Here is a 12,374-nt window from a genome sequence, read left to right as displayed (position 1 = left end):
GGTCAAAAATGATGAATAAAACGCGTGTTGTGGACGGGAACTATTTGATTGTTATGATATCTTATATACTCAAAGTCTATGGTAAAGAAACTATAAATTAAACATTAAAGCGGAATACAATAATATCCCCATCCTTAACAACATACTCTTTCCCTTCCTGACGCACAAGCCCTTTCTCCTTACAAGCCTGCATCGTACCATATTCTTTCAGATCTTCAAAAGAAACAACCTCAGCACAGATAAATCCACGCTCAAAGTCTGTATGGATCTTACCAGCAGCCTGAGGAGCTTTTGTTCCTTCTTTGATCGTCCAGGCACGAGTTTCGTCTTCTCCAGAAGTTAAGAAACTAATTAATCCAAGAAGTGAGTAGCTGGCAGAGATCAGTTTTTCAAGACCAGATTCTTCTAATCCAAGATCTTCTAAGAATTCTTTCTTCTCATCATCATCTAATTCAGAGATTTCCTGCTCGATCTGAGCACATACAACGAATACTTTCGCATCAACGTCTGCGGCATATTCACGAACAGCTTTTACATAATCATTATCTTCTCCTGCAAGTTCATCTTCATTAACATTAGCAGCAAAGATGACAGGTTTGATCGTTAAAAGGTTGCAGGAATTTAAGATTTCCTGATCTTCTTCATCATCTACCTCAAAAGTTTTGGCAAGTTTACCATCCTCAAGATGAGCTTTTACTTTAGATAAGAATTCAACTTCGTGAGCAAGAGATTTGTCGTTTCTTGATCCTTTTGTTGATTTTGCGATACGGCGGTCTAATACTTCAATATCAGAGAAGATCAGCTCAAAGTTGATCGTTTCGATATCACGAAGTGGGTTTACAGAACCATCAACGTGAACGATATTTCCGTCATCAAAACAACGAACAACATGAACGATTGCATCAACTTCACGGATGTTTGCAAGGAACTGATTTCCAAGACCTTCACCTTTGGAAGCACCTTTTACAAGACCTGCGATATCAACGAATTCGATCGCTGCAGGGATCACTTTCTTTGAATGGTATTTCTCAGCCAGATAATCAACACGAGCATCTGGAACTGTTACGATTCCCACGTTCGGGTCAATCGTACAGAATGGATAGTTTGCGGATTCAGCACCAGCTTTTGTTAAAGAGTTAAATAATGTACTCTTTCCGACGTTTGGTAATCCTACGATTCCTAATTTCATAATCTATTAATTCCTTTCTCATGGGTATTCTTTAAAACAGACCCGGAAGAAAATATCCAAGGCCATACTGTGAATAGTTTACCATAAGAGACTTGAAAAGAAAAGAGAAATGGGATAAGATATCTTTGATTTAGACAACAAATGTATGCAGCAAAATGAGGTAGAGACTTATTAAGATGATAGAAAGGAAGAGAAAGCGATGGAACATCAAATCAGATTTCCACATCTGGGAATTGTACTGAAAAATGTCGGTGATGGAATTAATATCGGTGGCTTTGAAATTAAATATTACGGAATGATCATTGCAACGGGCTTTTTACTTGGATTGATCGTTTCCTATTACGCAGCAAAACATGAAAATAAATTCAATCCAGAATTAGTTTTCGACTATCTGATCGCTATGATCATTCCAGCAATTGTTGGAGCAAGACTTTATTATGTGATTTTTTCATGGGATTATTATAAGAATCATTTATCTGAGATCATACAGATTCGAAATGGAGGACTCGCAATTTATGGAGGAGTGATCGCAGGAGCGATTACATTATATATATTCTGCAAGAAGAAACATATATCAATTCTTCAATTTGGAGATGTCGCAGTAAAAGGACTGCTTGTTGGGCAGATTCTTGGACGATGGGGAAACTTTTTTAACAGGGAAGCATTTGGATCTTATACAAATAGCCTGTTTGCAATGCAGATTCCAACGAACTTTTTTGTGGAACATGGAAGAATTGATGAAATTATATCCAATGGATTATATGATAAAGCAACCTATGTAGTATCTGGAAATGAAGCAGCAACTTTTATCCAGGTACATCCAACCTTTTTGTATGAATCTATGTGGAATCTTGCATTACTGCTTTTAATCATATTCTTTTTTACAAAGAGAAAGAAATTTGATGGAGAGCTGATCGCAATTTACTGTATTGGATATGGAATTGGAAGATTCCTGATCGAGGGACTACGAATGGATTCCCTAATGATCGGATCGACAGGAATCAGGGTGTCCCAGATGTTAGCACTGATCCTTGCAGTTTTTGGAATTGGCTGGATCATATATAACCGTAGAAAATCACGGAAAAATCACAGATAAATCACACAAAAATCACACATCTAAGCACGAAAAGAAGGGAATTTTATGCACTTTCAGGAAGTCCCTTCTTTTTTGTGCAAAAAAACATGAATTTCTAAGAAAAAACTAAGATTTGATTGTGCATTATTCCTTGCAATTTATAGAGGTATCGTATAAAATAATGTTTATAGGTGGTTAGAAGTGGTGGAAAGTGGTGATACCTGTGTTTATGGGAGAATTTAATCACACAATCGATGCAAAAGGCAGGCTGATCATCCCTTCACGATTCCGCGAAGAGTTAGGTCAGGAATTTGTGATGACAAAGGGATTGGATGGGTGCCTGTTTGTGTTTCCACAAAATGAATGGGAAAGCTTTCAAGGAAAGTTAAAGACATTGCCACTGATCAATAAAGATGCCAGAAGATTTTCTAGATTTTTTATGGCGGGAGCAGCTCCGTGTGAGATGGACAAGCAGGGAAGAACATTGATCCCGGCAACACTCAGAGAATTTGCTCAGATGAAGAAAGAAGTTGTATTAACAGGAATGGCTGACCGGATCGAGATCTGGAGTAAGGAGAAGTGGATCGAGAACAATTCTTACGATGAAGAAGATATGGATGAGATCGCAGCCAGCATGCAGGAATTAGGATTAAGCATATAAGTTAGGTGGATTATGGAATTTAAACACATTTCCGTTTTATTAGACGAAACGATTGAAGAACTACATATTAAACCAGACGGAATCTATGTGGATGGAACTCTGGGAGGAGGCGGACATGCATATCATGTATGCCAGAAACTATCAGAGAAAGGAAGATACATAGGGATCGATCAGGATGCGGATGCGATTGCTGCAAGTACAAAGAGATTAGCCCCATTCAAAGATAAGGTAACGATTGTGCGTGATAATTATGTTAACATGCCAAAAGTATTACATGATCTTGGAATTGAACATGTTGATGGAATCCTGTTAGATCTTGGAGTTTCATCATTTCAACTAGATGAGAAGGAACGTGGATTTACTTATAGAGAAGACGTTCCGCTTGATATGAGAATGGATCAGAGACAGTCGCTGACAGCCAGAGACATTGTTAATGATTATTCAGAGATGGAACTGTTCCATATTATCAGAGATTATGGTGAGGAGAAATTTGCAAAGAATATTGCAAAACATATTGTCAATAAGAGAAAAGAAAGTCCGATCGAGACAACCGGACAGTTAATAGAAGTCATCAAAGGTGCGATCCCGATGAAGGTCAGAGCGGTTGGAGGACATCCTGCGAAGAAGACTTTTCAGGCGATCCGTATCGAATGTAATAGAGAATTAGACGTACTGAAAGACAGTATTGATGCGATGATCGATCTTTTAAACCCAGGTGGAAGATTATGTATCATTACTTTCCATTCTCTAGAAGATCGTATTGTCAAGAGAGCTTTTAAGAAGAATGAGAATCCTTGTACATGCCCGCCAAACTTCCCAGTATGTGTATGCGGCAACGTATCCAAAGGAAAGCAGTTAACAAGAAAACCCATCATTCCAGGGGAAGAAGAACTAGAATACAACAAAAGAGCAAAAAGTTCCAAACTTCGAGTATTTGAAAGGGCATAAAGAGGGAGAAGATCAATGGATAAGACAAGACAAGAACGTTATAATATGATATATGGCAATACAGCGAGGAAGATTGAAGCCAGCACACAGCCGGCAAGCACACAACCAGAGAGAAAACAAAGACCAAGAAGAAAAGTACAGACAACACCGCAGACCAAACAGAATCAGAAAAGAGTGCAATCTATTGATCTTGCATTTATCAAGGTATTGGTTGCAGGAATCTGTGTGATCGCAGCAATGAGTTTTTTTTATCTGTCAGAGCGTGCACAGTTTATGAAGCAGAAATCAGTTCTTTCTGATTCAAAGACACAGCTTAATACATTACAAGTAGAGAATGAGGATATGAATTTAGAAATCGAACAGAGTATCAAATTTGATACGATTGAGACAGCTGCAAAGAAATATGGAATGAGCAAACCAGATGCAAGCCATATTCTCCGTTATGAGAGTCAGGATGCTGAATATATACGGCAGTATGGAAAGATACCAAATGCAGACTAAGAGGTGGTTGACTTGAAGAAGAGAAGAAGAAAACCAATCAGACGATTAAACAATGCTATGAAAAAACGTACGATCTTTGCGTGTGCTTTCATAGCACTTCTTTTTGTTATTTTGATCGGAAGACTTGTCTATTTCAGTGTTTTTAAGAATAATATTTATAAGAGACAGGTTTTGTCACAGCAGAATTATTCCAGTGAAACACTTCCTTATAAGAGGGGGGATATTCTGGATCGTGATGGAAATATATTGGCAACAAGTCAGAAAATGTATACATTGATCTTAGAGCCAAAAAATATTCTAAGATCTGATAAGATACAGAAAGAAACGATCAATGCACTTCATAAATATATGAAGATCGATAAAGATGAATTATTAAAATTTATAAAAAAACATAAGAATTCATATTATTCTGTGTATAAAGATGAACTTGCCTATAGTGATATTGCTGATCTTAAGGATTTTATTGCTTCTGATAAGGCAGATAATGTCTCAGGAATTGTATTTAGTGAGAAATACAAACGCCGTTATCCAAACCAGTCATTGGCAAGTCAGGTGATCGGATTTGTTTCTGATGGAACGATCGGAACAGGAGGTATTGAGCAGTATTATAACAGTACACTCTCCGGAGTGAATGGAAGAAAATACAAATATCTTAATGAGGAACTGGAACAGGATAATTCAATTGTAGAACCAGAAAATGGACAGACAGTAGTATCAACACTTGATTCTAATATTCAGAAGCTGGCAGAAAAAGAGCTCGCTAAATTTGAAAAAAAATATGGCAGTAAAGGAAGCAGTATTCTTGTTATGAATCCAAATAACGGAGAGATTTATGCTATGGCTAATTCTACGTCTTATAATCTGGAAAGCCCAAGAGATGACAAAAATCTGCTGAAGAAATACTCACAGAGCCAGATTAATAATATGAGTGAGAAACAAAAGACAAAAGCTTTCAATGAGATTTGGAAGAATCCAATTGTTTCCAATGCGTTTGAACCAGGATCCACTTATAAGCCATTTACTGTGGCAGCAGGATTGGAAGAAGGAATCTTAAAAGGAAATGAAACATTTTACTGTGACGGCTATCAGAAAGTAGGTCCACATACGATCCATTGTTCTCACAGAAACGGACATGGGCTGATCACATTGTCACAAAGTATTTCACTTTCCTGTAATGATGCTCTGATGCAGATTGCAGAGAAAGAAGGAAAGAATGTATTTGCAAAATATCAGAGAAATTTTAATTTTGGAAAGAAAACAGGAATCGATCTTCCAGGAGAAGCACAGACAGCATCACTGCTTCATGATGCGAAAGATATGACAGCAGCAGACCTTGCAACAAGTTCTTTTGGACAGTCATTTAACTGTTCTATGATTCAGATGGCCAGTGCTTTCAGCTCATCGATCAATGGTGGATATTACTACAAACCACATGTTGTGAAACAGTTAAGAAGCAGTTCTGGAGAAGTTGTAAGTAATATAGAACCTACAATGGTAAAACAGACTATTTCTAAGGAAACTTCAGATAAATTAAAAAAATACATGAAAGAAACCGTAGAATCAGGAACTGGAACAAAAGCGAAGATGAAAGATTATTCGGCAGGAGGAAAGACTGGTACGGCACAGAAGATACCAAGAAGTGCAGGAACATACATTGTATCATTTTGTGGATTTGCACCAGTTGAGAATCCACAGGTACTTGTATATGTTGTGATCGATGAGATTCAAAAAGAATCTCAGACAAATACAGGACTTGCAGTGGAGGTTGCTAAGAACGTATTAAAGGGTTCATTAAAAGAACTAAATGTTCCAAAAAGCAACAAAAAGTAATATAGAAAAATTTTCTTCATAACCTTATTAATAATAAAGTGAGGATTATGGAGATGAGAACGAAAGCAAAGAAAAGACTTTTGCTTGTTGTGAGCATGGTTTTCACAGGGTTTTTGGTTGTAACGATAAGGCTTTCTTATGTAATGATCGCTCAAGCGGATAAATATTTAAGCTTAGCCAAAAACCTGCACCAAAGAGACCGGGAGATCAAGGCACCAAGAGGCAATATTTACGACAGGAATGGTGTAAATATTGCTTCAAATAAGGCAGTCTACTCGATCTCTGTGATTTATTCTCAGATAACAGACAGGGAAAAAGTAATTAAAATATTATCTGAGAATCTTCTGATCGATGAATCTTTGATCAGAAAAAAAGTATATAAAAATTCAGTAAGGGAAAAAATTAAAAGTAATGTAGAAAAAAGCATCGCTGATCGCATCAGGAGATATAAACTTGAGGGGATTAAAGTGGATGAAGATTACAAAAGAGTTTATCCATATGACAAACTAGCATCGAAAGTCCTTGGATTTACAGGTGGAGATAATCAGGGAATTCTGGGATTAGAAGTTTTTTATGACAAGTATTTGAAAGGAAAAACTGGAAGGATCCGGACACTCACCGATGGCAAAGGTGTGGAGATTGATGGTGCATATGAGGAAAGGGAAGAGCCGGTTTCGGGAAATGATCTTTATACATCTTTGGATGTCAATCTGCAGAATTATGCAGTACAGGCATGCAGGAAGGTAAAAAAAGAGAAGAAGGCGAAACAGGTATCTATGATCCTTATGAATCCTCAGAATGGGGAGATTTATGCAATGGTAAATGAACCAGAGTATAATCTGAATAAACCATTTTCACTGTCAGCTCAAAAGAGAGCAAAGAATAGCAAAAAACAACAAGAGTATCTGAATAAGAAATGGAGAAATTCCTGCTTAAATGATACTTATGAGCCAGGCTCTGTATTTAAGATCATAACGGCAACAGCAGGACTTGAACTTTCCAAAGTACAGGTAAATGATCATTTTAACTGTCCAGGTTTCCGCATTGTCGAGGATCGTAAGATACGATGTCATAAAGTCGGAGGACATGGAAGTGAGACTTTCAAAGAAGGTGTTATGAATTCTTGCAATCCAGTATTTATGGATGTTGGAGCGAGGGTTGGTGTTGATGGAATGTATCAGACTTTCAAGAAGCTTGGTTTATTTGAAAAAACAGGAATTGATCTTGCCGGGGAAGCATCCTCGATCATGCATCAGAAGAAAAATGTCGGGGCGGTAGAACTTGCCACAATGTCATTTGGGCAGTCAATCCAGATCACGCCATTACAACTTTTAAGAGCAGTCAGTGCAGTGATCAATGGAGGCAAACTTGTCACTCCACATTTTGGAGTATATCTTCAGACACAAGATGGAACAAAACAGAAGTTTTTTACTTATAAGACAAAGAAACATGTTATTAAGAAAGAAACCTCTGAGACGATGAAAGAGCTTTTAGAAGCAGTTGTCTCAGATGGATCTGGTAAAAACTGCAAGATTGAAGGATTTTCAATTGGAGGAAAGACAGCGACAAGTGAGAAACTTCCGCGAGGAAATGGAAAGTATATTTCTTCGTTTTTAGGATTTGCGAAAGCAAAGAACCCTACGATCATCGGTATTGTACTGATCGATGAACCTTATGGAACATATTATGGAGGAACGATCGCAGCACCCGTGATGAAAAGTGTGTTTAAGGTTGCACTTCCATATATGGGAATTTATAAGGAATATACGCCAGATAAAAAAGAACCGTAGACAGGATGAAAACAAATGAGGTGGCGACATGAATTATGGTATTGTAAAGCCGGTTTTAATTGCCTTTTTTGTCAGCGTATTATTAAGTCCGATGATGATCAGGTATTTACACAAATTAAAATTCGGTCAGTTTATCCGGGGAGAAGGACCCGAATCACACCTGAAGAAATCAGGAACTCCAACAATGGGAGGACTGATCATTTTACTAGGGATAGTAATTGCATCGTTATTTTATGTAAGAAGATATCCTATGATCATTCCAGTATTGTTTGTAACATTGGGATTTGGATTTATCGGTTTTATTGACGATTATATCAAGGTAGTTATGAAAAGAAATCTGGGACTTCATGCATGGCAGAAGATGCTTGGACAGATCATAGTCACAGGAATTTTTGCATATTATCTGATCAATTATACAGAGATTGGAACTTCGATGCTGATCCCTTTTACACATGGAAAATATTTAAACCTTGGAGCATTTTTTGTACCAGCGGTCTTTATTATTTTGTTAGGCACAGTCAATGGTGCTAACTTTACAGATGGACTAGATGGGCTTGCATCAAGTGTTACGGTGTTGATCGCAACATACTTTACGGTAGCAGCTCTTGGAATGCAGCAGGATGGCATGTCGGCCGGAATCTGGCCGATCTCATGCGCGACCGTTGGCTCATTGCTTGGTTTTTTAGTATTTAATGTATATCCAGCGAGAGTGTTTATGGGAGACACAGGCTCGCTTGCACTTGGGGGATTTGTAGCGGCAACCGCACTTATATTGCATTTGCCGCTGTTTATCCCGATCGTAGCGTTGATCTATATGGTTGAAGTATTATCAGTGATGCTGCAAGTTGGATATTTTAAAGCTACAAAAGGAAAAAGATTATTTAAAATGGCACCGATCCATCATCATTTTGAATTGTCAGGATGGCCAGAGACGAAGGTTGTAGCAATCTTTGCGATCACCACGGCAGTTTGTTGCCTGATCGGACTGGTAGCGATTTAGTAAGGAGAAAAAAATGATAGATACAAGTAAGAAATTTTTGGTAGCAGGAGCAGGAAAAAGTGGAATAGGTTCTGTAAACCTCCTTTTAAAGACAGGTGCAGATGTGAGTCTTTATGATGGAAATGAAGAACTTGATAAGGAAGCTTTATTTGAAAAACTATATGAAAAGAAAGAAATTTCATTAGTTCTTGGAAATATCACAAAAGAAGATATAGAAAAATATGATCTTTTAGTGTTAAGTCCTGGAATTTCAGTAAATGCACCGATCGCTCAGATGTTTTATGATCAGGAGAAACCAGTTTGGAGCGAGATTGAGTTAGCATATCAGGCATCAAAAGGAAAGATCGCAGCAATCACAGGAACAAACGGAAAGACAACAACAACAGCTCTTACAGGAGAGATCATGAAAGGATACTATGAGAGTAGCTTCGTTGTGGGAAATATTGGAATTCCATATACAAGTGTAGCACTAGATACACAAGAAAATAGTGTTATAACTGCAGAGATCAGCAGTTTCCAGTTAGAAACGATTGTTGATTTTAAGCCAGATGTATGTGCAGTATTAAACATCACACCAGATCATTTAGATCGTCATGGAACAGTAGAGGTTTATGCAAAGACAAAAGAATCTATTGGGAAGAATCAGACAAAAGATCAAATTATGGTATTAAATTACGAAGATGATACAACAAGAGATATGGCGACAAGAGCAAATGGCAAAGTTCTATTTTTCAGCCTTCATCATAAGATAAAAGAAGGAGTATTTATGGAAGATGATGCTTTTGTGATCGAAGAAGGAAGTGATAGACAGGTTGTCTGTACATTAGATGATGTAAATCTTTTAGGTGATCATAATTATGAGAATATTTTAGCAGCGATTGCAGTTTCATATTCTATGGGAGTTCCTGTTTCTTATATCAAAGAAGGAATTAAGAGATTTAAAGGTGTAGAACATCGTATCGAATATGTAGATACAGTAAATGGTGTTGCATACTATAATGATTCTAAAGGAACGAACCCTGATGCTGCGATCAAAGGAATTAAAGCAATGAATCGCCCAACATGGTTGATCGGTGGAGGATATGATAAAAAATCCACATATGATGAATGGATCGAAGCGTTTGATGGTAAGGTAAAAGAGCTGATCTTAATGGGTGTGACAGCACCAAAGATTGCGGAATGTGCAAAAGCACATGGATTTGATAAGATTAAATTTGTAGATTCTATGGAAGATGCAGTTTCTTATATTGCAGAAAAAGCACAGGATGGAGATGCTGTATTATTATCACCAGCATGTGCAAGCTGGGGAATGTTCCCGAACTATGAAGTCAGAGGAGATATCTTTAAAGACTGTGTCAGAAAATTAAAGGAGAACTAGAAAAGTGTCAAACCGCATCAAAAAAAAATATATGGCAGGCAAGACATATTTTGATTATCCAACGTTGTTTCTTGTGATATTTCTGATATGTTTTGGTATGGTCATGATTTACAGCACAAGTTCATATAAAAGTATGATGACATATGGAAATTCGTATAAATGGGTATTGAAGCAAGGGCTTGTTGTGCTTGGAGGTGCGATTGCTATATTTTTGATTTCCAGGGCAGATTATAGAATTATAAAAGGACATAAACCAGCATTTCTTTGTCTTGGAATAGCTACTTTTTCTATGATCGCGGTATTATTGGTAGGGGCAGCAAAAAAAGGGTCTGTACGATGGATCAGCATTGCAGGATTCCAGATACAGCCATCAGAATTTTGCAAGTTTTTGCTTATCATTTATATGGCGAATGAATTAGCGATCAATGCATCACAACATAAATTGAAAACGCTTGGTGATCATGCAAAGATTTTAGTTCCAACGATACCGGTCATTGGATTAGTCACAAATCAGAATTTAAGTACAGGACTTGTTATATGTGCTATGGTTGGAATCATGACTTTTGTGGTAAGCCAAAGGACGAAAGAATTAATCATAACTGCGGTTACGTTTATGGCAGGGATAGTCGTTTATCTTATGACTGCTAATAGTTATCGAAACGAGAGATTTCAGATTTGGCTGCATCCAGAGACTCATAAGAAAGGATTTCAGACGATGCAGGCATTGTATGCGATTGGTTCAGGAGGAATTTTTGGGAAAGGACTGGGACAAAGCATGCAGAAGATGGGATTTATTCCTGAATCACATAATGATATGATATTTTCTATCATTTGTGAAGAATTAGGATTGTTTGGAGCAGTTTGTTTGATTCTCGTTTTTGCAGCGTTGATTTGGAGAATGTTGTTGATCGCAATGAATGCAGATGAATTATTAGGATCTTTGCTGGTAATTGGAGTTATAACGCATATTGCAATGCAGGTGTTTGTAAATATTGCAGTAGTAACCAATACGATTCCGCCAACAGGAATTCCGCTTCCATTCATTAGTTATGGAGGATCATCAATCTTTTCAACAATGATTGAGATGGGAATTGTATTATCAGTATCTAGACGAATTCATTTAGGATAAGGATGAGGTGCTATGGAAGATAACAATGTCATTCGAATGGATGAACATAAAAATAAAAATAAGGTACATAAAATTTCATTTAAGAAAATCTTACTCGGTTTCATTGTTTGCATTGCACTTTCAATTTTGGTCATTGCAGGAACCTGTAAGACAAAGAAAATAAAGATTGATGGATTGAGTTATTATACACAAGCGGAAGTAAGAAAAGCGATCGCAGAAAATGGATATATTAATAATTCAGTTGGATATTATTTAAAATGTAAATTTGCGACACCGAAGATTCTACCGTTTGTGGATACGATTTATGTGAGCATTAATGCTCCGGATTCAATTACGATCCACATCAAAGAAAAGAAGAGAGCGGGTTGCCTTCAGTATAACGGAAAGTATGTCTATTTTGATAAAAATGGATATGCATTGGAAAGTCATGAAAAAAAATATGACAATGTTCCGCTTGTGACAGGACTAAAATATAATGAGTTACAGATGCAGAAAAAAATTGATGTAAAGGATGAAAAAGTTTTTTCATATCTGCTGGAATTAACAACAGCGATCAGCAAATATCATTTGCCGATTGATCAGATTCATATCAAAGATGATGGAAATGCGTTGCTGATCAGTGGTGATATTACAGTAGATCTTTATGACAAAAATGATATTGATATCAAAATACCAGAGCTTAAAGGAATGCTGAAAAAAGTAAAAGGGAAAAGTGGAACTATTGACATGAGATACTTTAGTGAGGACCGCAAAATTGCTATTTTTCAACCAAAAAATAGTTGAAAAAACTTAGTAAAAAAGGTATCATTAGATTAGTGTACAGAATTTAAGGGAAGTCATTATATATAGATGATGGCGTGAAGGAGGAACAAC

General features: G+C 37.0%; 11 protein-coding genes. 10 read left to right on the top strand and 1 reads right to left on the bottom strand.

Going from position 1 to position 12,374, the window contains the following annotated elements:
- Nucleotides 1-97: 97 nt before the first annotated feature.
- Nucleotides 98-1,189 (bottom strand): redox-regulated ATPase YchF, encoded by a 1,092-nt coding sequence (ychF, locus tag KE503_RS02935; RefSeq protein WP_008392014.1) that lies wholly within the window; start codon nucleotides 1,187-1,189, stop codon nucleotides 98-100.
- A 199-nt stretch (nucleotides 1,190-1,388) separates the two neighbouring features.
- Here ychF and lgt point away from each other — a divergent pair, with 199 nt between their 5' ends.
- The 10 genes from lgt to KE503_RS02885 all read left to right on the top strand — a co-directional run bounded on the left by lgt (nucleotide 1,389) and on the right by KE503_RS02885 (nucleotide 12,284).
- Nucleotides 1,389-2,285 (top strand): prolipoprotein diacylglyceryl transferase, encoded by an 897-nt coding sequence (gene lgt, locus KE503_RS02930; protein WP_022374919.1) that lies wholly within the window; start codon nucleotides 1,389-1,391, stop codon nucleotides 2,283-2,285.
- Nucleotides 2,286-2,487: 202 nt separating this feature from the next.
- A complete protein-coding gene (gene mraZ, locus KE503_RS02925; protein WP_253029866.1) occupies nucleotides 2,488-2,925 on the top strand; it encodes a division/cell wall cluster transcriptional repressor MraZ in 438 nt (145 codons plus the stop codon).
- 12 nt (nucleotides 2,926-2,937) lie between these two features.
- Entirely contained in the window at nucleotides 2,938-3,873 is a 936-nt protein-coding gene (gene rsmH / locus KE503_RS02920; protein WP_022374917.1) for a 16S rRNA (cytosine(1402)-N(4))-methyltransferase RsmH, read from the top strand.
- 15 nt (nucleotides 3,874-3,888) lie between these two features.
- A complete protein-coding gene (locus tag KE503_RS02915; protein WP_117944727.1) occupies nucleotides 3,889-4,374 on the top strand; it encodes a hypothetical protein in 486 nt (161 codons plus the stop codon).
- 3 nt (nucleotides 4,375-4,377) lie between these two features.
- Nucleotides 4,378-6,204 (top strand): peptidoglycan D,D-transpeptidase FtsI family protein, encoded by a 1,827-nt coding sequence (locus KE503_RS02910; protein ID WP_212384434.1) that lies wholly within the window; start codon nucleotides 4,378-4,380, stop codon nucleotides 6,202-6,204.
- A 53-nt stretch (nucleotides 6,205-6,257) separates the two neighbouring features.
- Entirely contained in the window at nucleotides 6,258-7,994 is a 1,737-nt protein-coding gene (locus KE503_RS02905) for a peptidoglycan D,D-transpeptidase FtsI family protein (protein WP_212384433.1), read from the top strand.
- A 28-nt stretch (nucleotides 7,995-8,022) separates the two neighbouring features.
- Complete coding sequence (gene mraY, locus KE503_RS02900; protein ID WP_022374913.1) at nucleotides 8,023-8,994, top strand: phospho-N-acetylmuramoyl-pentapeptide-transferase; 972 nt, start codon at nucleotides 8,023-8,025, stop codon at nucleotides 8,992-8,994.
- A gap of 13 nt (nucleotides 8,995-9,007) precedes the next feature.
- On the top strand, nucleotides 9,008-10,372 hold the full coding sequence (murD, locus tag KE503_RS02895; RefSeq protein ID WP_022374912.1) for a UDP-N-acetylmuramoyl-L-alanine--D-glutamate ligase: 1,365 nt from the start codon (nucleotides 9,008-9,010) through the stop codon (nucleotides 10,370-10,372).
- A 4-nt stretch (nucleotides 10,373-10,376) separates the two neighbouring features.
- A complete protein-coding gene (locus KE503_RS02890; RefSeq protein ID WP_212384432.1) occupies nucleotides 10,377-11,501 on the top strand; it encodes an FtsW/RodA/SpoVE family cell cycle protein in 1,125 nt (374 codons plus the stop codon).
- Between the two features lie 12 nt (nucleotides 11,502-11,513).
- Nucleotides 11,514-12,284, top strand: a complete 771-nt coding sequence (locus KE503_RS02885) for a cell division protein FtsQ/DivIB (protein WP_212384431.1) — start codon at nucleotides 11,514-11,516, stop codon at nucleotides 12,282-12,284.
- Nucleotides 12,285-12,374 lie beyond the last annotated feature (90 nt).

Origin of the sequence: Anaerostipes sp. Marseille-Q3525 (assembly GCF_018223505.1) — a bacterium.
Lineage (GTDB): Bacteria > Bacillota > Clostridia > Lachnospirales > Lachnospiraceae > Anaerostipes > Anaerostipes amylophilus.
The sequence above is the reverse complement of the archived record's forward strand: the minus strand, read 5'-3'. Positions and strand labels throughout refer to the sequence as shown.

Bases quoted from the DNA above. Each gene is read 5' to 3' on its own strand.
- ychF (WP_008392014.1), bottom strand. From the start codon at position 1,189: ATGAAATTAGGAATCGTAGGATTACCAAACGTCGGAAAGAGTACATTA.
- lgt (WP_022374919.1), top strand. From the start codon at position 1,389: ATGGAACATCAAATCAGATTTCCACATCTGGGAATTGTACTGAAAAAT.
- rsmH (WP_022374917.1), top strand. From the start codon at position 2,938: ATGGAATTTAAACACATTTCCGTTTTATTAGACGAAACGATTGAAGAA.
- KE503_RS02915 (WP_117944727.1), top strand. From the start codon at position 3,889: ATGGATAAGACAAGACAAGAACGTTATAATATGATATATGGCAATACA.
- KE503_RS02905 (WP_212384433.1), top strand. From the start codon at position 6,258: ATGAGAACGAAAGCAAAGAAAAGACTTTTGCTTGTTGTGAGCATGGTT.
- mraY (WP_022374913.1), top strand. From the start codon at position 8,023: ATGAATTATGGTATTGTAAAGCCGGTTTTAATTGCCTTTTTTGTCAGC.
- murD (WP_022374912.1), top strand. From the start codon at position 9,008: ATGATAGATACAAGTAAGAAATTTTTGGTAGCAGGAGCAGGAAAAAGT.
- KE503_RS02885 (WP_212384431.1), top strand. From the start codon at position 11,514: ATGGAAGATAACAATGTCATTCGAATGGATGAACATAAAAATAAAAAT.